The organism is Ancylobacter sp. (assembly GCF_965229075.1).
Classification (GTDB): Bacteria; Pseudomonadota; Alphaproteobacteria; order Rhizobiales; family Xanthobacteraceae; genus Ancylobacter.
Map to the genome: position 1 here is coordinate 2,452,359 of NZ_CBDDIO010000002.1, position 25,610 is coordinate 2,477,968.

Annotated in this window: 19 protein-coding genes; 9 read left to right on the plus strand and 10 right to left on the minus strand. The window is 68.4% G+C overall.

Annotation, left to right across the window (positions count from 1 at the left end; all coding sequences use genetic code 11):
• The first annotated feature begins 34 nt into the window (after nt 1-34).
• Both ACO07Z_RS17550 and ACO07Z_RS17555 read left to right on the plus strand, forming a co-directional pair.
• The gene (locus ACO07Z_RS17550) at nt 35-1,414 is read left to right on the plus strand and encodes a COG4223 family protein (protein ID WP_421699879.1); all 1,380 of its coding nucleotides are present in this window, start codon (nt 35-37) and stop codon (nt 1,412-1,414) included.
• Nucleotides 1,411-3,024: a heme biosynthesis protein HemY gene (locus ACO07Z_RS17555; protein WP_421699880.1), complete on the plus strand. Its 1,614-nt coding sequence runs from the start codon at nt 1,411-1,413 to the stop codon at nt 3,022-3,024. Before ACO07Z_RS17550 ends, ACO07Z_RS17555 begins: the two co-directional genes overlap by 4 nt.
• Nucleotides 3,025-3,437: 413 nt before the next feature.
• Here the strand turns inward: ACO07Z_RS17555 and cobT are convergent, their stop codons facing one another.
• The 3 genes from cobT to ACO07Z_RS17570 form a co-directional block, all read right to left on the minus strand.
• On the minus strand, nt 3,438-5,429 hold the full coding sequence (gene cobT, locus ACO07Z_RS17560) for a cobaltochelatase subunit CobT (RefSeq protein ID WP_421699881.1): 1,992 nt from the start codon (nt 5,427-5,429) through the stop codon (nt 3,438-3,440).
• Between the two features lie 99 nt (nt 5,430-5,528).
• The gene (gene cobS, locus ACO07Z_RS17565; RefSeq protein WP_244375109.1) at nt 5,529-6,515 is read right to left on the minus strand and encodes a cobaltochelatase subunit CobS; all 987 of its coding nucleotides are present in this window, start codon (nt 6,513-6,515) and stop codon (nt 5,529-5,531) included.
• 50 nt (nt 6,516-6,565) lie between these two features.
• A complete protein-coding gene (locus ACO07Z_RS17570; RefSeq protein WP_421699882.1) occupies nt 6,566-7,186 on the minus strand; it encodes a J domain-containing protein in 621 nt (206 codons plus the stop codon).
• Nucleotides 7,187-7,422: 236 nt separating this feature from the next.
• Here ACO07Z_RS17570 and ACO07Z_RS17575 point away from each other — a divergent pair, with 236 nt between their 5' ends.
• Together ACO07Z_RS17575 and ACO07Z_RS17580 are read left to right on the plus strand one after the other, a co-directional pair.
• The gene (locus tag ACO07Z_RS17575; protein WP_421699883.1) at nt 7,423-7,728 is read left to right on the plus strand and encodes a BolA family protein; all 306 of its coding nucleotides are present in this window, start codon (nt 7,423-7,425) and stop codon (nt 7,726-7,728) included.
• A gap of 127 nt (nt 7,729-7,855) precedes the next feature.
• The gene (locus ACO07Z_RS17580) at nt 7,856-8,542 is read left to right on the plus strand and encodes a hypothetical protein (protein ID WP_421699884.1); all 687 of its coding nucleotides are present in this window, start codon (nt 7,856-7,858) and stop codon (nt 8,540-8,542) included.
• A gap of 28 nt (nt 8,543-8,570) precedes the next feature.
• Here ACO07Z_RS17580 and ACO07Z_RS17585 read toward each other — a convergent pair whose 3' ends face one another.
• Genes ACO07Z_RS17585 through ACO07Z_RS17595 form a run of 3 tightly spaced genes read right to left on the minus strand, consistent with a single transcriptional unit; the run spans nt 8,571 to nt 11,584 of the window.
• Nucleotides 8,571-9,848: an HlyC/CorC family transporter gene (locus ACO07Z_RS17585; RefSeq protein ID WP_421699885.1), complete on the minus strand. Its 1,278-nt coding sequence runs from the start codon at nt 9,846-9,848 to the stop codon at nt 8,571-8,573.
• A 9-nt stretch (nt 9,849-9,857) separates the two neighbouring features.
• A complete protein-coding gene (gene aroB / locus ACO07Z_RS17590; protein WP_421699886.1) occupies nt 9,858-10,997 on the minus strand; it encodes a 3-dehydroquinate synthase in 1,140 nt (379 codons plus the stop codon).
• Nucleotides 10,994-11,584 carry a shikimate kinase gene (locus ACO07Z_RS17595; RefSeq protein WP_421699887.1) on the minus strand — a complete coding sequence of 197 codons (591 nt, stop codon included), beginning with the start codon at nt 11,582-11,584 and terminating at the stop codon, nt 10,994-10,996. Before ACO07Z_RS17595 ends, aroB begins: the two co-directional genes overlap by 4 nt.
• Nucleotides 11,585-11,794: 210 nt before the next feature.
• Between ACO07Z_RS17595 and ACO07Z_RS17600 the strand changes: the two genes are divergently transcribed.
• The 4 genes from ACO07Z_RS17600 to ACO07Z_RS17615 all read left to right on the plus strand — a co-directional run bounded on the left by ACO07Z_RS17600 (nt 11,795) and on the right by ACO07Z_RS17615 (nt 15,803).
• Complete coding sequence (locus tag ACO07Z_RS17600; protein ID WP_421699888.1) at nt 11,795-11,938, plus strand: hypothetical protein; 144 nt, start codon at nt 11,795-11,797, stop codon at nt 11,936-11,938.
• Complete coding sequence (locus ACO07Z_RS17605) at nt 11,935-12,903, plus strand: site-specific tyrosine recombinase XerD (RefSeq protein WP_421699889.1); 969 nt, start codon at nt 11,935-11,937, stop codon at nt 12,901-12,903. Before ACO07Z_RS17600 ends, ACO07Z_RS17605 begins: the two co-directional genes overlap by 4 nt.
• A gap of 116 nt (nt 12,904-13,019) precedes the next feature.
• Nucleotides 13,020-13,973 carry an acetyl-CoA carboxylase carboxyltransferase subunit alpha gene (locus ACO07Z_RS17610; protein WP_421699890.1) on the plus strand — a complete coding sequence of 318 codons (954 nt, stop codon included), beginning with the start codon at nt 13,020-13,022 and terminating at the stop codon, nt 13,971-13,973.
• Between the two features lie 156 nt (nt 13,974-14,129).
• Nucleotides 14,130-15,803, plus strand: coding sequence for a L,D-transpeptidase family protein (locus ACO07Z_RS17615; protein WP_421699891.1), 1,674 nt, complete (start codon nt 14,130-14,132; stop codon nt 15,801-15,803).
• A 12-nt stretch (nt 15,804-15,815) separates the two neighbouring features.
• Here the strand turns inward: ACO07Z_RS17615 and ACO07Z_RS17620 are convergent, their stop codons facing one another.
• Both ACO07Z_RS17620 and secA read right to left on the minus strand, forming a co-directional pair.
• Nucleotides 15,816-16,214 (minus strand): nuclear transport factor 2 family protein, encoded by a 399-nt coding sequence (locus ACO07Z_RS17620; protein ID WP_421699892.1) that lies wholly within the window; start codon nt 16,212-16,214, stop codon nt 15,816-15,818.
• 9 nt (nt 16,215-16,223) lie between these two features.
• On the minus strand, nt 16,224-19,019 hold the full coding sequence (gene secA, locus ACO07Z_RS17625; RefSeq protein ID WP_421699893.1) for a preprotein translocase subunit SecA: 2,796 nt from the start codon (nt 19,017-19,019) through the stop codon (nt 16,224-16,226).
• Nucleotides 19,020-19,442: 423 nt separating this feature from the next.
• Between secA and ACO07Z_RS17630 the strand changes: the two genes are divergently transcribed.
• Nucleotides 19,443-20,471, plus strand: coding sequence for a peptidylprolyl isomerase (locus tag ACO07Z_RS17630; protein WP_421699894.1), 1,029 nt, complete (start codon nt 19,443-19,445; stop codon nt 20,469-20,471).
• Nucleotides 20,472-20,592: 121 nt separating this feature from the next.
• On the opposite strand, the gene ACO07Z_RS17635 is transcribed toward ACO07Z_RS17630, so the two are convergent.
• Both ACO07Z_RS17635 and ACO07Z_RS17640 read right to left on the minus strand, forming a co-directional pair.
• Complete coding sequence (locus ACO07Z_RS17635; RefSeq protein WP_421699895.1) at nt 20,593-24,267, minus strand: glycosyltransferase; 3,675 nt, start codon at nt 24,265-24,267, stop codon at nt 20,593-20,595.
• Between the two features lie 15 nt (nt 24,268-24,282).
• Nucleotides 24,283-25,443, minus strand: a complete 1,161-nt coding sequence (locus tag ACO07Z_RS17640; protein WP_421700837.1) for an FkbM family methyltransferase — start codon at nt 25,441-25,443, stop codon at nt 24,283-24,285.
• Between the last annotated feature and the right edge of the window lie 167 nt (nt 25,444-25,610).

A 25,610-nucleotide genomic window follows, 5' to 3' on the forward strand; every position in this document is an offset into this window, starting at 1 on the left:
CAGCCCGGCGCTTTATCAAGGCGGAGGTAAGGACGTGGCGACAGACGATCCCAATAAGAGCGCGACCAACAAGCCGGAGGCGGGGGCCAAGCCCGCGCGCCGCAAGCCGCCGACGCTCGACCTTTCCGCCCGCGACGTGACGCCCGAGGGCGCGAAGGCTGCCGACGACGCGGCCACGGCGCCGGTGCCGGCGGATGAGGCCGCTTCCGCTGCAGCGCCGGACACGTCGACCCAGCCACCGACCGGTTCCGACGCGCCCGCCGCTGGCGAGGTGCCGGTGCTCGACGCCGCGGCGACGCCCACCGATGCCAAGGAACCGGCGACGACGGACGCGCCTGCTGACGCGCGACCGGACCCGCTGGAGCCGGTGCATCCCGTGCCGCCGCCGGCCGCCCCGGCGCCCAAGCGTCAGCTGGGCCTGTTCGGCACGCTCCTCATTGCACTGATTTCCGGCGTGATCGGCGCCGCTTTCGCCGTCGCCGTCGTTTCCGCCTTTTCCAGCGCCGAGCAGAATGTCGAGGCGATCACCGAGCTGGAAGCGCGCGCGCTCGATCTGCGCCAGCGGCTGGAAATGCTGGAAGCGCGCAATGGCGAGGCGCCGGCGCCGGGGCTCGCCGCCCCCGCTGAACTGGCCACCCGGCTCGATGCGCTGGAAAGCGGGCTCGGCGCGCTCGGCTCCAAGGTCGACGCCCTGCCGGCTCCGACGACCGCCGCGCCGGCAGCTTCGCCCGAGGATGTCGCGGCGGTGAAGGGCCAGGTCGAGGCGCTGGAACAGCGGGTGAATACGCTTCCGGCTCCGGCTCCGGCGGCCACCCCGGCCGCGCTCGACGCCACCAATGCCCGGGTTGCCGCGTTGGAGGAGAAGCTCGGCGCGGCCACCGCCGCTCAGCGCAGCAGCGGCCAGGGCGCGGCGCAGATCGTCGTGCTCGGCACGCTGCGCGAGGCGGTGATCGCCGGTCGTCCCTTCGCCACCGAACTGAAGGCGGCGCAGGCGCTGCTCGGCGATCAGGCCGCGCCGCTGGCGGCGCTGCAGCCTGCCGCTGCCACCGGCTATGCTACGGATGCGGCGCTGGCCGCGCAGCTGCGCGCCGCCACCGCGCCGAAGGCCGAGGCCGCGCCGGCCGCTGCCACGGAGGAGGGCGTCGTCGGCACGCTGCTGAAGGGGGCGCAGAAGCTCGTCACCATCCGCCGCTCCGATGAAGCCGCCGCCTCGGCCGATCTCGCCAAGGCGGAAGCCGCGCTGGCGCGGGGCGATGCCGAGGGTGCACGCACCGCCATCGCCACGCTGCCGGAAGCCGAGCGCAACGCGGCCCAGCCCATGCTTGCCGCGCTGGACGCCCGGCAGGCGGCGCTCGCCACCCTCGCCGACCTTCATCGGCGGGCGCTCGCCACTCTCGCGGGAGCAAGCCAGTGATCCGGCTCGTCGTCTATCTCCTCGTTCTCTCCGCCGTGGCGTTCGGCATTGCCTGGCTGGCGGACCGGCCCGGCGCGGTGGTGATCGACTGGCAGGGCTGGCAGGTTGAGACCAGCATTCTGGTCGCGGCCAGCGCCCTGCTGGCGCTGCTGGCGGCGGCGATCCTGCTGTGGACGCTGCTGCGGCTGATCGTCCGTTCGCCCGACAGCATCGCCCATTCCTGGCGCAGCCGGCGGCGCAATCGCGGCTGGTCGGCGGTGACGCGCGGTCTTGTCGCGGTGGGTTCGGGCGACGCGGTCGGTGCGCGCCGGGCGGCCAATGATGCGCAGCGCCTCCTGGGCGAGGAACCGCTCGCCAAGCTGCTGGCGGCGCAGGCGGCGCAGCTTTCCGGCGATGCCGCTGGCGCCGAGGCGGTGTTCCGCTCGATGACCGAGGCGCCCGGCACACGGCTGCTCGGCCTGCGCGGCCTGCATGTGGAAGCGCGCCGGCGCGGCGACCAGGGCGCGGCACTGCAGGCGGCGGAAGAAGCCGCCCGCCACGAGCCGGGCCTCGCCTGGGCGGCGGATGCGGTGATCGAGGCGTGCTGCCTCAATGGCGATTTCGCCGGGGCGCTGGCCATGCTGGAGCGCGAGGCGGCGCATGGCGCGCTCGACCGTGCCACCCATCGCCGCCGCCGTGCGGTGCTGCTCGCGGCGCAGGCGCAGGCGCTCGAACTCTCCGACCCCGCCAGCGCGCGGGAAAAGGCGCAGGAAGCCGCGCGCCTCGCCCCGACGCTGGTGCCGGCGGCCGAGATCGCCGGCCGTCTGCTCGGCGCCTCCGGCGATGTGCGCAAGGCGGCCAAGATCATCGAGGCGGCCTATGCCGCCACGCCGCATCCGGACCTCGCCGACGCCTATCTGCACCTGCGGCCCGGCGATGCCTCGCGCGAGCGGCTGAAGCGGGTGCGCACGCTCACCGCGTACCAGCCGGCGCATCCGGAAAGCGCCATGGCACTCGCCCGCGCCGCGCTCGACGCGCAGGACTATGAGGTCGCGCGCACCGCGCTGGCGCCGCTGCTGGTGGCGCCGACGCAGCGCACCTGCCTGCTGATGGCCGAGTTGGAAGCGGGTGAGCATGGCGATGTCGGCAAGGCGCGCGAATGGACCGCCCGCGCCGTCCGCGCCCAGCGCGACCCAGCCTGGGTGGCCGATGGCGTGGTGGCGGAAGCCTGGGGGCCGGTCTCGCCGGTTACCGGCCGGCTCGACGCCTATGAGTGGAAGCTGCCGCCGGGCCTCGCCACGACGCCGATGCTGGAGAATGAGGCGGAGCGGGTGAAGCTCGCCATCGCCGCCGCCATCGAGAGCCGCCCGCTGGCGGAGCCGACCGCGCCTGTGGTCGACCTCTCGGCCGACAGCGCCGCCGCCAGCCTGGCGCCGGAGGTGGAAGGTAAAGGGGATGTCGCGGCGTCCCCCGCGCCGGCGCCGGTCAAACCCGTCGCCGCCAAAGCGACCGGGGACAATGCGGTGAAGGTCTCGCCCGTGGTCGCCATGCCGCATCTGCCGGACGATCCCGGTCCCGGCGGGTCCTTTGCCGATGAGCAGAGCGGCGCCCGCCCGCCCTATCCCGTCTGAGGCGCAGCCGGCGCATCGCGCCGGCTCGCGGACCCCAACAAAAAAGCGCGCCTTGCGGGCGCGCTTCCTGTCTTCCTACGAAGAGAACCGGTCAGAGGCCGGCCGCTCGTCAAGCGGCCGGAGGGTGAAAGTGCGGTCGGAGTACATCCGTCCTGACCGCTCTCCATCCGGCGAGACACTGACGAGGTGCCAACATGCCGGAAGCCCTGTTCTGACCGGGATGATGCCTATATGGGGCACTCCCGGCGGCTTTCAAGGGTCCACTTCCCGATCGACGCGCTAAACGTCGTCCCGGACGGCCGAAGGCCGATCCGGGATCGTCCCCGGGATCTTCAAACGCGATCCCGTCTCTTCGCTTCGCTGCGGCCGGAATGACGGCAGCGGACAGACGGCCGCCGCCGCTTCCGCGCCGCTCAATGCACCCGGCGGGTGGAGAGCGGGGTCGCCGTCGGGCGGCCGGCCGGAGCGGCGGGCTTCGTGGCGGGCTTCGGCGCCTGCGCAAAGGCAGCGGCACTGCGGCCCTTGCTCTCCTTGGCGCCGCCGCGCGCGCCTTGCTCGCTGAACAGTTCCGCCAGCTTTTCGGTCATCGCGCCGCCCAACTCCTCGGCGTCGACGATGGTGACGGCGCGCTTGTAATAGCGCGTCACGTCATGGCCGATGCCGATGGCGATCAGTTCCACCGGGGACTTGTCCTCGATCTGCTGGATCATCCAGCGCAGATGCCGCTCCAGATAGTTGCCGGGGTTCACCGAAAGGGTGGAATCGTCCACCGGCGCGCCGTCGGAGATCATCATCAGGATGCGGCGCGATTCATTGCGCGCCAGCAGGCGGTTATGCGCCCATTCCAGCGCCTCGCCGTCGATGTTCTCTTTCAGCAGCCCCTCGCGCATCATCAGGCCGAGATTCCGCCGGGCGCGGCGCCAGGGGGCGTCGGCGGACTTGTAGATGATGTGGCGCAGGTCGTTCAGCCGGCCGGGCGCGCCGGGCTTCCCAGCCGAAAGCCACGCTTCGCGCGCCTGCCCGCCCTTCCACGCCTTGGTGGTGAAGCCCAGAATTTCCACCTTCACCCCGCAGCGCTCCAGCGTGCGGGCGAGAATATCGGCGCAGGCGGCGGCGACGGTGATCGGGCGCCCGCGCATCGACCCGGAATTGTCGAGCAGCAGGGTGACGACGGTGTCGCGGAAATCGGTGTCGCGCTCGCGCTTGAAAGAGAGCGGCTGCATCGGGTCGAGAATGATGCGGTGCAGGCGTGCCGGGTCCAGCATACCCTCTTCGAGGTCGAACTCCCAGCCGCGGCTCTGCTGCGCCATCAGCCGGCGCTGCAGCCGGTTGGCGAGGCGGGCGACGATGCCGGAGAGATGCACCAGCTGCTTGTCGAGATGGGCGCGCAGCCGGGTCAGCTCCTCCGCGTCGCACAACTCGTCGGCGTTCACCGTCTCGTCGAAGCGCGGGGTAAAGGGGTGGTATTCCGGCGGGCGCGGCTCGGCCGGCACCGCGTTCTCCGGCTTCCACGGTTCGGACGCATCGTCGGATTCGCCGAGTTCCGCGTCGTCGGACAGTTCGGAATTCGGCTGGTCCTGCTGCTCCTCGGACTCTTCCGGGTTCTGGTCGGAGGACAGATCGGTATCGACCTCGGTCTGGCCCTCGGCGTTCTCATCTTCCTCGCTGTCGCTACCCTTGCCGTTGTCGTCGTCGCGGCTGTCGTCGGTCTCGGTGGAGGGGTCGTTGTTCTCGTCGAAGGGGGCGATGTCCTCGCCCATGCCGAGCGAGGACAGCAGGTCGCGCATCGCCTCGGCGAAGCGGGCCTGGTTCTCGGCGGCGCCGGCCAGCTCATCGAGCGCGGCGGAACCGTGCTCCTCGATGAAGCCGCGCCAGAGATTGACCATTTCGCGCGCGGCGGCGGGCGGGGCCATGCCGGTCATGCGCTCGCGCAGAATGAGCGAGAGCGCGTGTTCCAGCGGCGCGTCCGAGCGGTCGGCGAGATTGGCGAAATTGGCCTTCTGGTATCGGTCTTCCAGCATGGCGGAGAGGTTCAGCGCCACGCCGTCCATGCGCAGGGCGCCGACGGATTCGCAGCGCGTCTGCTCGGCCGCCTCGAAGGCGGCGCGGGCCTGCTCGCCCATCGGCACCAGGCGCTGGTGGATCTTCGGGTCATGGCAGGCCATGCGCAGCGCCATGGAATCGGCATGGCCGCGCATGATGGCGGCGTCGTGCTTCGACATACGGCGCGCCGGCTCCGGCAGCCGGGCGCGGCCGTCGGCATAGCCGGGCTTTTCTGCGCCGAAGGTCACGTCGATCTCGCGATTGCCCGCAATGGCGCGCAGGCAGCCGGTCACGGCGCGCTTGAGCGGCTCGGTCGGGGCTTCCTTGGGCGGCGTGCGGGTGGTGCGGTTCGACGTGGACATGGGCTTGCCTTGGAGGTTGGCATCACGGCTCCCTTGCGGGAGGTCGCCCCGAACTCGGGGGCGGTGCCCTCTCCCCGGCGGGGAGAGGGCGCGTGTCGCTTAGGACAGGACGACGTTGACCGCGGATTCGGTCAGTTCCTTGCCGAAGCAGCGCTGGTAGAACTCCGCCACCAGCGGGCGCTCCAGCTCGTCGCACTTGTTGAGGAAGGTCACGCGGAAGGAGAAGGCGAGGTCCTGGAAGATCTCGGCATTCTCGCCCCAGGTGATGACGGTGCGTGGGCTCATCACCGTCGACAGGTCGCCATTGATGAAGGCCTGGCGGGTGAGGTCGGCGAGGCGGACCATGCGCGCGGCGGTGTCGCGGCCTTCCGGCGTCTGCAGGTTCTTGGCCTTGGAGACGACGATGTCGACTTCCTTGTCATGCGCAAGATAGTTCAGCGTGGTGACGATGGACCAGCGGTCCATCTGCGCCTGGTTGATCTGCTGCGTGCCGTGATAGAGGCCGGTGGTGTCGCCGAGGCCGATCGTGTTGGCGGTGGCGAACAGGCGGAACGCGCCGTGCGGGCGGATGACGCGGTTCTGGTCGAGCAGCGTCAGGCGGCCGGCGGATTCCAGCACGCGCTGGATGACGAACATCACGTCCGGGCGGCCGGCGTCATATTCGTCGAACACCAGCGCGACATTGTTCTGGTACGCCCAGGGCAGGATGCCGTCGCGGAACTCGGTGACCTGAAGGCCCTCCTTCACCACGATGGCGTCCTTGCCGATCAGGTCGATACGGCTGATATGGCTGTCGAGGTTCACGCGCACGCAGGGCCAGTTGAGTCGGGCGGCGACCTGCTCGATATGGCTCGACTTGCCGGTGCCGTGATAGCCGGTGACCATCACGCGGCGGTTATGGGCAAAGCCGGCGAGAATGGCGAGCGTGGTCGGGCGGTCGAACAGATAGTCCGGGTCGATCTCCGGGACATAGGCGTCCGGTTCGGCATAGGCCGGCACTTCGAGATCAACGTCGATGCCGAACACCTGACGAACAGAGACCTTCATGTCCGGCAGCGCGGGCGCTTGCGTGAGCGGGGCGGTCATTCTTCCTCCGTTGCCGCGCATGCGCGCGGGCTGGTCTGGCACGCGCTTCCCTAGCAGAAGCCCGCGTTCTTGAGATGATTATAGGACTGGATCACGTCGCGCAGACGGTCCTCGGTTGAAATATCGCCGCCATTGGCGTCGGGATGGTATTTTTTCACCAGCACCTTGAAGCGGGCCTTGATCTCCTCCGGCGTGGCGGAAATCTCCACGCCGAGGGATTCGAAGGCGCGGCGCTCGGCATTGCGGATCATCCGGCTTTCGCGCGGGGCCTCCGGCTCAGGTCGCGCCCGGCCGCCGACCTCGCCGAACATGCCGAAGGGATCGCCGATATTCTCCGTCGCATGGCGCTTGGCGTGCTCGGCTGCTCGTGCCGCGCCGCCCTTGGAACCCATCTTCCAGGTTGGGCGATGGCCGGTGGCCGCGTCCTTCTGATAGGCGGCGACGGCGTCGTCGCCCATGCCGGCGAAATAATTATACGACTGGTTGTAGGCGCGGGTGTGCTCGAAGCAGAAGCGCCAGAACTGCCCTTCCATCTGCCGGCCCTTGGGCGCCCGGTGAGTCGCGGCATTGCAGCAGCCCTCCCATTCGCAGGTAGGGCCTTCCGCCTTCAGGCGGCGATCACGGTCGGGCTTCACCCGGATGCGATCGAAGAGGGGGGAGTCGAGCTTCATGGTCCGACGATTATGCTGTTGCTGGAGCAGGTATACAAGAAACCGCGGGTTCGTCACCGCCCCCGCCGCATCATTCCGGGGCGGCAGAGGCCCCACGACGCGGCGGAAACGGTGCGGTCCCGCGCCTTATACGGTGCAGAACCGCCAAGTGTGCGCGGCGATTGCGGTGCAATCGGGTCGGCGGATGCCGCACCGGGCTGTTGACGCGGCTAGGCGGCGGGCGTACCGCATCGGGCATGAGCACGCCCGTTCCCCCGCTGTCGACCGATGATGCGATCTCCCAGAGGCTGGCCCGCGTGCGGGCGGCACTGGCCGAACTCTCGCCCAGCGTTCTCGAACTCGAGGATGAGAGTCATCGGCATGAAGGTCATGGCGGTCATCGTCCCGGTCAGCTCACGCATCTTCGCGTGCGGATTGTCGCGCAAGCCTTTGCCGGCCAAAACCGGCTGGCGCGGCATCGTCTGGTGAACGGCCTGCTGGCGGACGAACTGGCGCGTGGCCTGCACGCCCTCGCCATCGAAGCCAAGGCGCCGGGCGAGTAGCGGCCGGATCATCATCGCCGGAGAGGAAAGCTCCGCCGATATGGGGAGCCGGCGGCATTTTTCCAGAGCGGCGTAAAGCCTGTCTCCGATAGAGCTTCCCTAACGTTTTCGGCGGGGTATAGCGCCTATGAGTGCTGTCTCTGCGTTCATTTTCTTGATTTCCCATTCGTCTCTTCCATATGCCCAATGGAGCCATGGTCGTATCCATTTCCCGCACTGTAGAGCGGTCGGGCACGGCTTCCGGCTTCGCAAAATGTTTCGGTGTATGGAGGAGATATTCATGTCGATTGCGGGTCGTGCCGAGCGCAGCCTGATCAGCCGCGACGAATATGAGGTCGTTCGCCTTACTCATCATCCTGAAATCTATGACGTATCCGACGACGATCTCTCATCGACCCGCAAGCGTCTGCGCGACCTGCACGCAAAGGAGCGTACCCTTGCCTGGGAGAAGCGGCGCATCTCACGCGGCAAGGCGGAGCCGCGCGGCGGCAGCTTTCCCGGCACGCATGAACGGCCGAGCCGCCGCAAGCAGGTGTTCGCGGCGGCGGTAAAGCGTCTCAACCGCGAGATCGAGCGCCGGGCCGAGATCGCCGCCCGTCCGAGCCAGGCCGAGATCGCTGAAAAGGCGCTGGCGATGCGCCGGCAGAATTTCGTCAGCCCGCCTCCCGGCGCGGCGCGGGCGGATGAGGGCATGGAGGTGATCGCGAGCCGACGCCGGCGCACCTCGGTTCATCCCGGAAAGGTCGGCCGCGTGTCGCAGCGGACCAAAGCCGCGCAGGCGAAGAGAGACGCCAAGCGAGGCGCACAGGGCTGATCCGCGATCCCGCGCGGCGGCGGAGGGACTACCCCTGCGCCCGCCGCAGCGCGGAGACGCGCAGAAGGGTGATGCGGTTGCGCTGCTTGCGCATCACCTGAAAGCGGAAGCCGTGGAACATGAAGGCCTGCCCCGGCTCGGGGATGATGCGGGCCTCGTGGATGACGAGGCCGGCGATGGTGGTCGCTTCCTCGTCCGGCAGGTGCCAGCCCATGGCGCGGTTGAGATCGCGGATCGGCACCGAGCCCTCGACGCTGACCGAGCCATCCGGGTTGCGGCGGGCGCCGGTGAAGGCGCGGTCATGCTCGTCGGAGATGTCGCCGACGATCTCCTCCAGAATGTCCTCTAGGGTCACCAGACCCATCACCTCGCCATACTCGTCGACCACGAGCGCGAAATGCTGCTTGCGGCGGCGGAACGCCTTCAGCTGATCCGGCAGCGAGGTCACATCAGGCACGAACCACGGCGCGCGGGCGATCTTCTCGATGTCGAGCTTGGACGTGTCGTTGCCGAGCGCCATCAACTCGCGCAGTAGGTCCTTGGCGTGCAGCACGCCGATGATGTTGTCCGGCCGCTCGCGCCACAGCGGCAGGCGCGTATGCGGGGAGGCCAGTACCTCCTGCACGATGCGCTCCGGTGGCGTGTCGGCGTTGAGGCTCGCCATCTTGGTGCGGTGGACCATGATGTCGGAGACTTCCAGCTCGCCGAGATCGAGCAGGCCGCCGAGCATGTCGCGCTCGTCCTTCACCACGCTGCCCTCGCGGTGCAGCAGGTCGACCGCGCCGCGCAGTTCCTCCGAGGCGGAGAGCACGTTGGTGGTGGCGCCGAGCGGCACGCCTACGGCGCGCAGAAGCGCGCGCACCAGGGCTTCGATGGCCAGGGTGAGCGGGCCGAACAGGCCGACGATGAAGCGGATCGGCCCGGCCACCAGCAGCGACACACGGTCGGGATGGTTGATGGCGATGGTCTTGGGCAGCACCTCGGAGAAGATGACGACGACGACGGTCATGCCCACCGTGGCATAGGCGATGCCGGCCGAGCCGAACCACGCCAGTAGCAGTCCCGTGGTGAGCGAGGAGGCGCCGATATTGACCAGGTTGTTGCCGAGCAGGATGCCGCCGATGAGCCGCTCGCGCTGCGCCATCATCCGGTTGACCAGCGCGGCGCGGGCGTCGCCGTTCTTCTCAAGCGCGTGCATGCGCGCCTTGGAGGAGGCCGTCAGTGCGGTCTCGCTGCCGGAGAAGAAGAAGGACAGCAGGAGGCAGAGGACGACGGCGCCGAGGGCCATCCAGTCATAAAGGGTCATGCGCCCTTCTTAGCGGCCCCGGCGCTCCTCCTCAAGGAAGGCGCGCAATTGCGCGGGATCAACATCCCGCGCGATGTAGCTCTGGCCAATGCCGCGCGCGAGGATGAAGGTAAGCGCGCCGCGCGAGACCTTCTTGTCCTGCGCGATCAGGTCCATCAGCCCGTCCGTGTCGGGCAGGGCGCCGGGAATGTCCGCGATGCGCGTCGGCAGCCCGACCGTGCGCAGATGCGTCTCCACCCGCTCGGCATCCGCGGCCGCGCACAGGCCCTGCGCGGCGGAAAAGCGGAAGGCCTGCGCCATGCCCACCGCTACCGCCTCGCCGTGCAGCAGGCGTTGGGAAAAGCCGGCGCCCGCTTCCAGCGCATGGCCGAAAGTATGGCCGAGATTGAGCAAGGCGCGGTCGCCCGTCTCCTTCTCGTCGCGGCTGACCACGGCGGCCTTGGAGGCGCAGCTGGTGGCGATGGCCTCGATGCGCTCCGCCCCGCCGCGGAACACCGCTTCCCAGCGGCGCTCCAGCCAGCCGAAGAACGGGGCGTTGTCGATCAGCCCGTATTTGGCCACTTCGGCATAGCCAGAACGGAACTCCCGCAGCGGCAGCGTGTCGAGCACGCCCGTGTCGGCGAGCACGAGAATCGGCTGGTGGAAGGCACCGACCAGATTCTTGCCGTGGCGCGAATTGATGCCGGTCTTGCCGCCGACGGAGGAATCGACCTGCGCCAGCAGGCTGGTGGGCGCCTGGACGAAATCGACACCACGCCGCAGCGCCGCCGCCGCGAAGCCGGCGAGATCGCCAACCACGCCGCCGCCCAGCGCCAGCACGAGGTCGCGCCGCTCGATGCGGGCGGCGAGCAGCGCGTCCACCACCTGCTCGAACACGGCGAAGCATTTGGACTTCTCGCCGGGCTCGACGAGGATCGGTGTCGGGGTCAGGCCGGCCTCGCGCAGCGAGGTCTCGACCACGCTGAGATGGCGGTCGGCGACGTTGCGGTCGGTAACGATGCCGATGCGCGCGCCCGGCCGCAGCGCGGCGATGCGCGCGCCGGCTTCCGCCAGCAGGCCCGGGCCGATAACGATGTCATAGGAGCGATCGCCAAGCCCGACACTGAGCTGGGTGCGGTCGGCGGCCAAGGGGGTGGCTTGCTTGTTCACGTCTCGTCTCCCGATCCTGGCGCGGCGAGATGGCCGATCAAGGCCTCGATCACCGTGTCGACCATCACTTCCTGCGGCACGTCATGCGACACGACGGTGAGGTCCGCCCCCGCATAGACGGGGTAGCGCTGGTCGATCAGCCGGGCCAGCGTGCCTTCCGGGTCGTTCTTCAACAGCGGCCGGTCGTCACGCCGGCGCACGCGGCGCAGCAGCACGTCAAGTTCGGCCTTCAGCCAGACGCAGATGCCGTTGGCGGCGATGGCGGCGCGGGTGTCGGCATTCATATAGGCGCCGCCGCCGGTGGCGAGCACCATCGGCCCGGCTTCCAGCAGGCGGGCGATCACCTTTTTCTCGCCGTCGCGGAAGGCCGGCTCGCCGCGTAGGGCGAAAATCTCTGGAATGGTCATCCCCGCCGCCTGCTCGATCTCGGTATCGGCATCGGCGAAGGGCAAAGCGAGGCGGCGGGCGAGGCGCTTGCCGACCGAGGATTTGCCGGCGCCCATCATGCCGACGAGTACGACGGAGCGCGCACCCAAAAGCGTGCGCAGCCGTTCCGCCTTCTCGTCCTGTTCGGGTTCCGCTGTCATCGCCCTGCGCTCGCTCGCTCAAGCGCGGACTATCATCAGCGCGGGGGTGACGCAATGCGAGCGCGGCCCGTGCGTACGCGTGGCGGCGCTGTAACGCTCCGTTCAGACAGAGATGGCAGGGTGAGGAAGATACCGCCGGCTTCCACCGGTGCGCCGAACGGCCTTAGGATCGCCGGAACCCCTTTCGAATCGTGCAGGGCCTGCTCAACCATGCCGAGCCTCATTCGCCTTCTCGTCATTCTCGGCATCCTCGGCGGCCTCGGCTATGGCACGCTGTGGGCGTTCGCCACGCTGGTGAAGCCGCAGATGCGCGAGATGAGCATCGTGGTGCCGCCCGACCGGTTCGCCAAATGAGCCCGCGCGGGGCGCAACTCTTTCTCGACATGATGGCCGCCGAACGGGGCGCGGGAGCGAACACGCTCAGCGCCTATCAGCGCGACCTGGAGGACTATGAGGGGTTTCTGGCGACGCAGGGCCGCGATGTCGCCGGCGCCACCACCGCCGATCTGCGTGGCTGGCTTGCTGCGCTCTCGGTCCGCGGCCTCGCCAGCGCCAGCGTGGCGCGCAAGCTCTCCGCCGTACGCCAGTTCCACCGCTTTCTCTATGCCGAGGGCCATCGCGGCGACGATCCCGCCGCCGTGCTCGAAGGCCCTCGCCGCAGCCGGCCGTTGCCCAAGGTGCTGTCGCAGGAGGAGGTGAGCCGTCTCATCGCCACCGCCCATGCGCGGGCCGGCGAAGCGGTGGCGAGCTTTGCTGAAGCCGCGCGGCGGGCGCGCACCGCCTGTTTCGTCGAGCTTCTCTACGCCACGGGTCTGCGCGTGTCCGAACTCGCGGCGCTGCCGGCGTCGGCGGCGAACGCGCGCGGCGACGCCATCATCGTGCGCGGCAAGGGCAACAAGGAGCGGCTGGTCCCGCTCGGCCCGCCGGCGCACGCCGCCATGTCCGCCTATCGCGCGGCGCTGGACAGGGTCGCGGCGGAGCGGGCGGAACGGGCAGGGCGGAAAGTGCCGGCCGAACGCGGTCGCTGGCTTTTTCCTTCCGGCGCGGCGAGCGGGCACATCACCCGCCAGCAGGTGGCGCTCGACCTGAAAGACCTCGCCGTGGCCGCCGGGCTCGATCCGGCGCGGCTGTCGCCGCATGTGCTGCGCCACGCCTTCGCCAGCCATCTCCTGGCGCATGGGGCGGAGCTGCGCATCGTGCAGACGCTGCTCGGCCACAGCGACATTTCCACGACGCAGATCTATACGCATGTGCTGGACGAGCGGCTGAAAAGCCTGGTGCGCGACCTGCATCCGCTCAGTGAGGGCAGCGGCGATTGAGCGCAGATGCGCGCCTGCCTTGACGTCGCCACCCTCTCGGGGCAGCTTCCGCCCGATTTCGCGGGCTGTCCTTCCGGATGGCCCCCCTTTCCCGTGAGCCGGTTCAATCATTTCCAATGCGCAGCTACCTCGATTTTGAGAAGCCCGTGGCCGAACTCGAGGCCAAGCTGGAAGAATTGCGCGCCATGGCGGCGCAGGGCGACGCGGTCGCCATTGGCGACGATATCGCGCGGCTGGAAGGCAAGGCGCGCGACGCGCTGCTCCAGCTCTACGCGAATCTCTCTCCCTCGCAGAAGACGCAGGTGGCGCGCCATCCGCTGCGCCCGCACTTCTCCGATTACGCCTCGGCGCTGTTCGAGGAGTTCGACCCGCTGGCCGGAGACCGCAAATTCGGCGACGACCACGCCATTCTCGGCGGTCTCGCCCGCTTTCGCGGCCGCGCCGTCTGCCTGATCGGGCAGGAGAAGGGCTCCAGCACCGAAACCCGCATCAAGCACAATTTCGGCATGGCGCGCCCCGAGGGCTACCGCAAGGCGGTGCGGCTGATGGAACTCGCCGACCGCTTCTCGCTGCCGGTCATTTCGCTGGTCGATACCGCCGGCGCCTTTCCCGGCCTCGATGCCGAGGAGCGCGGCCAGGCCGAGGCCATCGCCCGCTCGACCGATGCCTGCCTGTCGCTCGGCGTGCCCAATGTCGCCGTCATCATCGGCGAGGGCGGCTCCGGTGGGGCCATCGCCATCGCCACCGCCAACCGCGTGCTGATGCTGGAGCATTCGATCTACAGCGTGATCTCGCCGGAAGGGGCGGCCTCGATCCTTTGGCGCGACACCGCCAAGGCGCAGGAAGCGGCGATGAACATGAAGATCACCGCGCAGGACCTGCTGCGCTTCCATGTCATCGATTCCGTGATTCCCGAGCCCCCCGGCGGCGCCCACCGCGACCCCGAGGCGGCGATGCGGGCGACGGGCGACGCTATCGAGGCCGCGCTCGGCGAATTGGACGGGATGGAGCCGGCGGCGCTGCGCAAGGCCCGTCGCGAGAAGTTCCTGGCTATCGGCCGCAACCTCTGAGCGGACGCGGGCGAACCGAAGCGATCGGCTCGCTGACGGCCGGCCTCGCCGGGCTGTGATCGACCGTCCTGCGCGGTGGGATTGCGCCGGCCCCGGACGCGGTATAACGCTTGGCGCGGGCGCCTTGTGCGCTGCGGTTTCGGGGAGATACCGGGGTTGAGGTTTCAGGCCATTTCGAGCCTCTCGCGTCAGGCGCGTGACCGGGGACTCGGTGCGCGCTGGCGCGCGGCCCTGTTGGCCGGCTGCACCGCGCTGGTGCTGGCCGGCTGCAATGGCGGCGACGGCTCCTCGCCCATGTCGAAGGCGAGCAAGAGCCTTTCCCCCCAGACGCTGGCGCTGATCGACCAGAAGGGCATGACCAAGTCGAGCCCGATCGTGGTGCGGATCTTCAAGGAAGAATCCGAGCTCGAGGTCTGGAAGGAAACCACCAGCGGCGAATATGCGCTGCTGAAGACCTACCCGATCTGCCGCTGGTCCGGCGAATTGGGGCCGAAGGTTAGGGAGGGGGACCGGCAGGCGCCGGAGGGCTTCTACGCCATCACCCCCGGCCAGATGAACCCCAATTCCAGCTATTATCTCGCCTTCGACCTCGGCTTTCCCAATGCCTATGACCGCGCCTGGGGCCGCTCCGGCAGCAATCTGATGGTGCATGGCGACTGCTCCTCGCGCGGCTGCTACGCCATGACCGACGAGCAGGTGCAGGAGATTTTTGCGCTCGGCCGCGAGAGCTTCTATGGCGGGCAGCGCTCCTTCCAGGTGCAGGCGTACCCGTTCCGCATGACGACGGACAATCTGGTCCGCCACCGCAACAACCCGAACCTCGCCTTCTGGAAGATGCTGAAGGAAGGCAGCGACGTGTTCGAGATCACCAAAGCGCCGCCGAAGGTGGATTATTGCGGCAAGCGCTACGTTTTCAATGCCACGCCGACCGACCCGAACCAGAAGCTGCAGGCGAGCCAGCCTTGCCCGGACTACACGATGCCGGAAGGGCTGGAGGAAGAAGTCGCCGCCCGGCAGAAGGACGTCAGCACCAAGATCGCCAGCGCCGGCGCGCTGCAGCCCGTCGCCCCGGTCAAGACCGGCAAGGATGGCGGCATGCACAAGGTGTTCCTCGCCAAGCTGGAAAACCCGGAGCTCTCCGCGCCGGGTTCGCTGCCGCCGGTGGTGAAGCCGCCGGGAAGCGACTACGGCGTCTCCACCACCGAGCCGGCGCCGGCAGAGAGCATCGCGCTCGCCACCGCCGACACGGTGACCGAGGCCGCCGCCGTGCCTCTCCCTGCGCCGCGTCCGGACGATGCACCGGGCGGGCCGCGCATCGCCGTCGCCGCTGCGCCAAGCACGGGCGGGTTCTTCGACAATCTGTTCGGTGGGCTGACCTCTGCACCGACGGCCTCCGCGCCCCCGGCGGTGGCTGCGGCGACGCCCGCTTCGGCGCCGACCCCGCCACAGGCCAGCGGCGCGCCGTCTGCCGACGCTCAAGCCCGGCCGGCTGAGCGGGCGCCGCTGCCGCAGCTGGCCGCGCTCGATGCCGGCAGCAATGGCGGTTTTCTCGACAGCCTGAAGAACCTGTTCGGTGGCAGCGCGCCCCCGGCGGAAGCGGGCCCGGCGGCCGAGCCGATTGCCGACGTGCCGGTTCCCCCGGTGCGCCCGCCCGTGCCGCGCCAGGCGACAGCGGCGCCCGCACCGCAGGGGGCAACGCGCGCGAGCCCGCCGGCGCCTGCCACTTCTTCGGTGGTGTCGTCCGGCTCTGCGACGACACCCGGCACGGTTCAGACCCTGCCGGGTGCTGCCGGCATTCTGGCGCCGGGTAGCTTCTCAGCGGTTCAGTAGGGACCGCGGGCTTCAGGCGAGCGGGGTGCTGTGGGCGCTGGCCACCCGCCAGCCCAAAGCCTCACGCCGCCACACGCGGGTGAAGCGTAGCCTTGCCTCAAAGGGTGCCCCGCCCGCCGTGCCGGCCGCATCGGCGCGCAGCACCGCGAGCACCAGCCCGGGCGCGAGGTGGCTTAGCCGGTAGTCGGAAAAGGTCAGCCGCTCCAGCCGGAAGGCGCCGGTGCGGTGCAGGTCGAGATCGTCCTCTTTGCTCAGCACATGGCCGAACTGGTTGACGAACACCAAATCGTCGGCCAGCAGGGCGTCGAGCGCGGCGACATCACCCGCGAGAGCGGCGTCGCACAGGCGCTGCTCGGCGGCGGCGACGCGGTGCAGGTCGTCATTTGGATCGCCCTGCGCCCCGCCACCCATCGCCCCGCCTCAGACGAACTTGCCGTGGCAGTGCTTGTACTTCAGGCCCGAACCGCAGGGGCAGGCCTCGTTGCGGCCGACCCGACCCCAGCTGGAAGGATCGTTCGGATCGCGGTTCGGTGTCGCCGCGTCGAAAGCCGGGGCCAGCGTCGCCGCGGCGGCGATCTCGGCATCGGCGAGCGCGAACTCGTCCTCGCCGGTCGCCGCGTCGATATGGTGCGGCGCCATGGGCGGCATCTCGTCGGTCTGAGGCGCAGACATCACCTCGACGCGCATGAGCTGGGCCGTGACCGCCTCGCGCAGATTGGCAAGCATGGCCTCGAACAGCTGAAACGCTTCCGACTTGTACTCGTTCAGCGGGTCGCGCTGGGCATAGCCGCGCAGTCCGATGACCTGGCGCAGATGATCGAGCGTTACCAGATGCTCGCGCCAGAGGTGATCCAACGTCTGCAAGAGGATCGACTTCTCGACATAGCGCATGATGTCGGGGCCGTATTTCGCCGCCTTCAGCGCCATCGCCTCATCGGCCCGGCGCTGCACGCGCTCGCGCATCTCCTCGTCGGCGATGCCTTCCTCGGCCGCCCATTCCTTGACCGGGAGGTCGAGGCCGAGCACGCGCTGCAGCTGCTCGGCAAGACCGTCCGTGTCCCACTGCTCGGGATAGGCATTGGGCGGCACATGCTTGGTGACGATGTCCTCGATGACGCCGTGGCGCATTTCGGCGACCGTCTCGGCCACGTCCTCGTCCTGCATCAGCTCGACGCGCTGCTCGAACACCACCTTGCGCTGGTCGTTCATCACGTCGTCGTATTTCAGCAGGTTCTTGCGGATGTCGTAATTGCGCGCCTCGACCTTCTGCTGCGCCTTTTCCAGCGCGCGGTTGATCCAGGGATGGACGATGGCCTCGCCCTCCTTGAGGCCGAGCTTCTGCAACATGCCGTCGAGCCGGTCCGACCCGAATATGCGCATCAGGTCGTCTTCCAGCGACAGGAAGAAATGCGAGTGGCCGGGGTCGCCCTGGCGACCGGAGCGGCCGCGCAGCTGGTTGTCGATGCGCCGGCTCTCATGGCGTTCGGTGCCGATGACATAGAGCCCGCCGGCTTCCAGCGCCTTCGCCTTCAGCTTGGCGATCTCGTCGCGGATGCGGGCTTCGGCGGCGGCGCGTTCTTCGCCCTCCGGCATGTCGCCGAGTTCGTGGGTGATGCGCATCTCGGCATTGCCGCCGAGCTGGATGTCGGTGCCGCGGCCGGCCATGTTGGTGGCGATGGTGACGGCGCCGGGCACGCCGGCCTGGCTGACGATGTAGGATTCCTGCTCATGGTGGCGGGCGTTCAGCACCGCGAACACCTTGTCGTCCGCCGTGCCCTGATCGCCGTCATAGAGCGGGCGGAAGGCGTCGGGGTCGGAGAAGTCCTTCTGCTTGAAGCCGCGCTGCTTCAGCAGCTCGGCAAGAAGTTCCGACTTCTCGATCGAGGTGGTGCCCACCAGCACTGGCTGGCCGCGGGTTTTGCAATCGGTGATGAGGTCGATGATGGCGTTGTATTTCTCGCCCGCCGTCCGATACACCTCGTCATCGTCGTCGATGCGCTGCACCGGCAGGTTGGTCGGGATCTCGACCACTTCGAGGTTGTAGATATCCTGGAATTCCGCCGCTTCGGTATTGGCCGTGCCAGTCATGCCGGCCAGCTTCTCATACATGCGGAAATAGTTCTGGAAGGTGATGGAGGCCAGCGTCTGGTTCTCGGGCTGGACCTGCACCCGCTCCTTGGCTTCAAGCGCCTGATGGAGGCCTTCCGAATAGCGCCGGCCCGGCATCATGCGGCCGGTGAACTCGTCGATAATGACGACTTCGCCGTTGCGGACGATGTAGTCCTTGTCGCGCTGGAACAGGCTGTGGGCGCGCAGCGCCTGATTGACGTGGTGGACCACCGAGACGTTCTCGATGTCGTACAGGCTCTCGCCCTTGAGAATGCCGGCGTCGCGCAGCAGGGTCTCGATCTTCTCCATGCCGGCTTCGGTCATCGCGACGGAGCGCTGCTTCTCGTCGACCTCGTAGTCTTCCTTCGACAGCTTCGGGATGTAGGTGTCGATGGTGTTGTAGAAATCCGAGCGGTCGTCGAGCGGGCCGGAGATGATGAGCGGCGTGCGCGCCTCGTCGACCAGGATCGAGTCCACCTCGTCGACCACGGCGTAGAAGTGCGGGCGCTGCACCATCTGGTTCAGCTCGTACTTCATGTTGTCGCGCAGATAATCGAAGCCGAGCTCGTTATTCGTGGCGTAGGTGACATCGCACGCATAGGCCGCGCGGCGCTCATTGTCGTCCATGCCGTGATGGATGATGCCGACGGTGAGGCCGAGGAAGCGGTAGACCCGCCCCATCCATTCGGCGTCGCGCTTGGCAAGGTAGTCGTTGACGGTGACGACGTGCACGCCCTTGCCGGTCAGCGCGTTGAGATAGACCGGCGAGGTAGCCACCAGCGTCTTGCCTTCGCCGGTGCGCATCTCGGCGATGCCGCGCTCATGCAGCACCATGCCGCCGATCAGCTGCACGTCGAAATGCCGCTGCCCGAGCGCCCGGCGCGCGGCCTCGCGCACCGTGGCGAAGGCGGGGACCAGCAGGTCGTCCAGGCTCGCGCCCTTGGCCAGCTGCTCGCGGAAGGCAACGGTGCGGGCGCGCAGCGCCTCGTCGGAGAGCGCCTTGACCTCGGGTTCGAGCGCGTTGATGGCCGCGATCTTGGGCTGATAACCGCGCACGCGGCGGTCATTGGCCGATCCGAAGAGCTTTCGCGCGAGAGCGCCGAACATGAGACTTCCAATCCGAGTCCGCCAAGGGCAGGTGTCGGACGGGCGGTGACGGGCCGCCACATCCTCTTGAGCAAGCTGCGGGCGCGAACGCGCGGGCTGAAGCCTCATCGAGACGCCATTTGCGGCCGAAATGGGTCTTCAGGGCCGGGCCGCCGCGAACGGCTTGCGGGTTCTTGGCTCACATAAGCGCGAGTGCCGGCGAGAACCCGCACCGCGTGCCACACTTATGAACGGGTTTGGGGGTTGTCAATCGCAGGCCGGACGACAGTTTCGCCGATCAGCGGGCGGTCGCGCAGGTAGCCCATGCCACCGGCGCGCAAGCGGCGAAATATCCGGCGTTGGCCATCATACCGGCTTGCAACCTGTGCCGTGCTGGGCCAGCTTTCGCGGCCCACGCGGCCAAACCGAATTGAGGAACGTTCCATGACCCGTCATTTCCCGCTCGCCGCGCCCAAGGCGTCCGCTCGCGCCGTCGCCGGCCGGGTCTCCGCCGGCCCGCTGCGTGCCGGCCTACTGGCTGCGCTGATCGGCACCGCCCTGCTTCCCGCCCTGCCGGCGCTCGCCCAGGACGCCGCGCCGAAGACCGCGGCGCCGGCTGCTGCCGCGACCCAGGGCGACGATCCCGTGCTCGCCACCGTCAACGGCCAGCCGATCCGCCGCAGCGACGTGACGGCTGCCGCTGCTGAACTCGCGCCGAACCTGCCGCAGCAGATCCAGGGCGCCGCCCGCGACGAATATGTGCTCGGCTTCCTCATCGACCTCAACGCCATGGCGCAGGCCGCCGAGGCGCAGAAGCTCTACGAGACCGAGGAATTCAAGCGCGAGATGGATTTCATCCGCAAGCGCGTGCTGATGCAGGCCATCCTCACCAAGGCCACCAAGGACGCGCTGACCGACGCCGCCCTGAAGCAGACCTATGAAGAGGCGGTGAAGCAGCAGAAGCCGGAGAAGGAAGTGCGCGCCCGCCACATCCTGTTCCGCGCCGACCCCAACAACAAGGAAGCTCAGGCCGCCGCCGAGAAGAAGGCGCAGGATGTCGAAGCCCAGCTCAAGAAGGGCGCGGACTTCGCCAAGCTGGCGAGCGAACTGACCGAGGACCCCTCGGGCAAGGATGATGGCGGTGATCTCGGCTTCTTCACCAAGGAGCAGATGGTGCCGGAATTCGCCGAAGTCGCCTTCGAGCTGAAGCCGGGCGAAGTGTCGAAGCCGGTGAAGACGCAGTTTGGCTGGCACGTCATCAAGCTTGAGGAAGTGCGCGAGCGTCCGGTGCCGACCTTCGACGAGGTCAAGCCGCAGATCGAGCAGTTCCTGGCGCAGAAGGCCCAGGCCGATGCGGTGCAGAAGACCCGCGAGGCCGCGAAGGTGGAAAAGACCGAGGCCGCGCCGAAGCCGGGCGACCTGATCAACGCCCCCGCCGCGACGCCCGCGACCCCGGCGACCCCGGCCCCGTGATCGCCGCGGCCCCCGCGCGGTCCGCCGCGACGAGCCGCTGACCAGAAAGGCCCCGGACCGCACGGTTCCGGGGCCTTTTCATGTAAGAGGCCTCGCGCCTTTGGAGGTGGCCGCGCGGGGCTCAGTTCACGGGGAGGCGCCGCAAAAGCGCGTCGACGCTCTGGCGCCAGGTCAGCCAGGGCATCCCGCGCGACCCCACCACGCGCCCCGCGTGGAAGGCCGCAAGCCAGGCTTCAAGGGCCGCGTGCAGGGTTTCCGCTCCCGTGCCGTCGAAATAGTTGGCATGGTCGCCGGCCACTTCGCGAAAAACCGGAATGTCGCGCGCGAGGATGGGCAGTTCGTGCCGGGCTGCCTCGATCAACGGCAGGCCGAAACCTTCCCCCTCGCTGGCGGCGAGAAGGCAACTGCACGAACTGTAAAGCTGCCGCAGCTCCGCGTCGCTGGGGCGCTCGATCCAGATCAGCCTTGTGCCGCTTTCGGGATGCCTCTGCATCTTTTCCATGAGGTCATCGATCATCCAGCCCGGTGCTCCTGCGATCACCAGCGCCGCATCCCCGCCACGGGCCCACAGGTGCTCCATGGCCGCGAGCGCCAGCGCGTGGCCTTTGCGCGGTTCGACGGTCCCCACCATCAGGAAGCTCGGGCGTTCGGGTGTCTGCCGGACGGCGTCGCGCAGCTCCTCGCCCTGCGCCGCCTGTGCTGTGGCGGTCTCAAGGTCGGCGCCGAGGTGAAACCAGTCGATGGCGGGCATCCGCCCGTTGGCGGGAGGGTGGGTCGCCAGATAGCCGGCGACATCCGCGGCCACCGCGCGGGAGATACACAGCAACTGATCCGAACGCATGATCGTGTCCAGCCAGCGCGCGAAAAGCCCTTCGGGCAGAGGGAAGTAGTGGGGGAATTGGATCGGCAGCAGATCATAGATGACGGAGGCGACATACACGCCCGCCTGCGCCATCGTATCCAGCGCGGATTGCATTTCCGGGATCTGCGTGAAGCAGGCATCCGGGCAGAGCAGGACATCGCCGGGATAGATGTCGATCGGTTCGTCCCCGGGCCAGACACAGGGCAGACCCAGAAATCCGCAGGTGAAGCGGCGGGCATAGCGGTAGCGTCCGAGGACAGGATCGCCGAAAACCGGCTCCACCCGCCAGCCGGCCGGCGGCTCCCGCAACAAGGTTTTCAGCAGGGCGCGTACCACCCGCTGAATGCCGCTATTGGCATCCCCCTTCGCGATTTCGCCGACATCGACCAGCAACTGCCGCAGCCGTGCACCCGCCGGCAGGCTGTCGGCCGCGGCCTGTGCCAGCTCGGCGTCGAGGGCCGCATCGGTTTCCAGTCCCGCCAGTTCGCCGACAAGTCGGCGCCGGCTCTGGGCGCGGCGGTTGAAGCCTTCGATCGCGGCGTAATAGGCGCGGGCGCAATCGGCCGGCGCCTGTTCCGCCAAAATCCGCTCGCGCCCGGCCGTGCCCATGCGCTGCCGCAGGACAGGATCATTCACCAGAAGATCGATGGCGTGGGCCAGCTCGCGATCTTCGAAGGCGTCGGGAATATGCAGCACGCCGTCGGGCGGCAGATCGGCAAGGCTTCCATGGTCGTTCACGATCACGGGAAGGCCGCCCGTCAGGCAGTCAATGACGGAACCTGAACTTTCGCCGCGGGAATGCGTCCGGAGCTGGATGGCGAAATCGGCTGCCAGCAGATAGTCGCTGAACACTTCCTCGCTGGCCCAGCCGGTGATGTGAACCCTCTCGGCCCATTGTGTGTGTGCCACCAGGTCCATGATCGATGCGCCCAGGCTTTCCGCATCGCCGACAAAGACGAAGCGGACGCCGGGATTCATGGAGCAGGCCGCCGCGCACAGGCCTTCGATCAGGCGGAGGGGCAGTTTGGTGGGCGCGACATAGCCGAAATTGCAGATCAGCACCGCGTCCGGGCTGATGCCGAGCCGCGCGCGGGCCTTCGCGCGCCCCGCGTCGGCCCTGTCGCGGGGCAAAGCGAGATGGGGGATGACCGCCCAATCGGCGACGGTTCGCGGATCGTAGAACCGCCGCGCCAGCTGGCGGGCATGCTCGGAATGGACGATCACGCCATCCGCCGTGCGCACGGCGCGGGCATTGGTAGGCCAGGCGTGGATAGCCTCCGTCACGGGATCGCGGCCTTCGGCTGCCGCGTGGCAGGCGAGGAGGGCCGCATAGCCGTGGTTCTCTCCCAGAAGCCGCGAGAAACGCGTCAGACAGGTAGCGCGCTCGATGCCGGACAGGAAAAAATCATGCAGGACGACGACGCCGGGCACATCGTCGAGCAGATCGAACATATGCGCGTGAAACTGCGAATTGCCGAACTGGTAGAGCACGCGATCGAAGCTCGCGGCGTGTTGCCGGAGGAACGCGACATCCCTTATCCGGAACCGCTCCGCAAGGCTGGGCGCGACGGATTCCGGCTCCTGTGCGATGAGCTCCATGTCGTAATAATCCGCGAGCGCGGGCAGAAGATCGGCGCTGTAGAAGCTGACGCCGCTGCGTTCCGGCGGCAATGGCGCGACAAAGGCCAGGCGCGGCTTGGGGCGAGCGGTCTGAGCGGACGCCACTTGAGCCGTCTCGCGCACCCGTGTACGCAGCGCGTCGAGCGCGCGCGCGGCCGTCGCGTCCCAGCTGTAGCGCGCCGCCTGGGCCGGCGCGGATCCGCGCAGCGACTGGCGGAACGCTTCATCCGTCAGGAGCTTCGCCATTATCCGCGCCATGTCGTCGGTGGAGTGCGGATCGAACAGCGCGTCGTCCCGCCCGATGATCTCGGGCACGCTGGAGGTGTTCGCCCCCACGACCGCAGCGCCGCAGCGCAGCGCCTCCAGCACGGGAAGCCCGAAGCCCTCGTACCAGCTCGGGAAGATGAACGCGGCGCACAGATTATAGAGGGCGATGAGCGTGTCGTCGGACACATAGCCCGTGAGGATCACGGCCGTGTCCGGCAGGCCGGCGGCGCGGGCATGGGCGAGCAACTGCTCTTTCTCGTCCGCCGTGGCGTGGCAGACAATGGCGAGCTGGTGGGTTTCGATCAGCGACGGGGGGAGGGTGGCGAACGCGCTGATGAGGGCGGGTATGTTCTTTCGATGGTCGATGCCGCCCGTGTACATGAGAAAGGGGCGGGTGAGGCCCAACGCGGCGGTGTGCCGCTCGCGTTCGTCCTCGCTGATGGCGAGAGGGACGAAGCGGGTATCGACATCGGCGCCTATGGTGACGATCCGGTCCGCCGGTCGCCCCAGATGCAGGGCCGCGTCCCGCGCCGAGCAATCGGAGATCGCGAGCAGCAAATCGGCCTTTTGCAGCGCTTCGATCTTGCTCTGGTACCAGGCCGCGACATGAGGATCGGTGAGGTAGAGCGAAGGAAAAAGCTGCGGGATCAAGTCATAGAGCACCACGGCGGTCGGTGTGCCGCCGACGACGGTTACGCAGTCCTCCGACATGCCTTCGAACAGGCTGGTGACGAGAACGATATCGGCCGCGCAATCGGCGATCACCGCCTCGCGAATCGCCTCCGCGGCCTGCCGCCGCTCGCGCGGTGCGAGGAAGCTGGCGGGGCGTGCGGCGGTCCAGAGGCGCAGGGTGACATTGGGCCATGCAGCGAAGTCACGTCGCAAACCGGCATTGTCTTCGCCGATCATGCCGTTGAGGAGCAGAACGAACTCGTCCTCGGGCGCGTGGCGCAGAAGGCCTTCCAGCAGAGAGCGGGCATAACGGCCTATGCCACGCTGTCCGTTCGATCGTGATTGAAGCGCCTGCAGGTCGACAAGGATGCGCACGGTGTCTTTCTCTCGTCAGGCGGCTTGGCGGGCGCGCCGCGCCACGATGCGTCGCCATAGATGGGCCGCGGCGGGGCTGAGGGAGGGCTCGTCATGCGGCGGCGCCGGCACGTGCGGCGCGACGCCGGGAGCCGCGGCCACCGCCACCGCGCCACGCAGAGTCTGGTATTCCGCACTGTGGAGCCAGAGCCGAAACGGCCGGCGGGGCCGTCCGCTCGCGTGAACGACGAGGCGGCGGAACGCCTTGCGAGGCTTGCCGCTGGTATGGAACAACAGCCGGCGCAACATCTTCTTCGGTCGACCCGATGGGCGGAAGAACAGCGTCTCCCAGAGGCTCCGGTGAGTGGCGTATTCGAGGGCGATGGCGGCCGCCTGGGCCTGGCGCGCCAATTCCGTCGTCAGCGCCTCGATCGTCTGCTCCCGCTGCTGAACCTGTGCCGCGAGGTCGCCGTTTCGGGCGCGCTCGGCGGCGAGGAGGCGCTCTAAACCGTCCACCTGCTCCTGCAACCGCTTCGCGCGGGCGTTTTCGTCAGTCTTGACGAACTGATCGAACACATTGGGTGGCGCGGAGAAAGCCGGCGCGAGTTCCTCGTGCTCCGCAGCGAGGTAGAAGCGGTTCAGCCCATCCCAATAGATGCTGCGATAGCCGGCAGCCGTCAGCAGCGGCTCCCAGCTTCTGGCGGTCTCTTCCGGTGAGTTCGGGTGCGTGGCCTCGATCAGGATCACCCAGGGGCGATGGCGGGTGAGGTCCAGTCCCTGCACCACGGCCGTCTCATGGCCTTCGACATCGATCTTGAGAAAGTGGATGGGTTGGCCCGGCGCCAGATGCGCGTCGAGGAGGCCGGTCAGTGTGCGCTGGGGCACGTCGATCGCCGATACGGCCCATCCCTTGGTGCGGTGCCTCTCGGCGATGGTGGCATCGACGGTGGACAGTCCCGTATCGCCAACGATGTGCAGCCGGGCGGTGCCGTCGCGATCGCTCGCCACCACGCCGAGATTCACGTCCCGGTCGCGCCGCGCCGCAAGCTCCGCCAGCCTTCGGGGGACCGGTTCGATGTTCACGCCCCGCCAGCCGCGCGCGTAGAAGGCGTGGGTGACACTGTCGGCCTCGGGGGAGAAGGCGCCGACATCAACATAGAAGCCGGCGCCGACATGGCCGAGCGCCCGCCAGAGCATCACGTCTTCATAATTCTGCGCGAAGGAGACGAATGGCACTGGGAAACTCCGGGGCGTGGGATGCTGCCGCTGGCCCTAAGCTGCCGCGCGCTGCCCGGCGCGTCGCCGCGCCAGAAGGTTATCTTTCCGCCAAGGCGTAAGAGCGCCCGCCGCAGCGACGGCTGGCA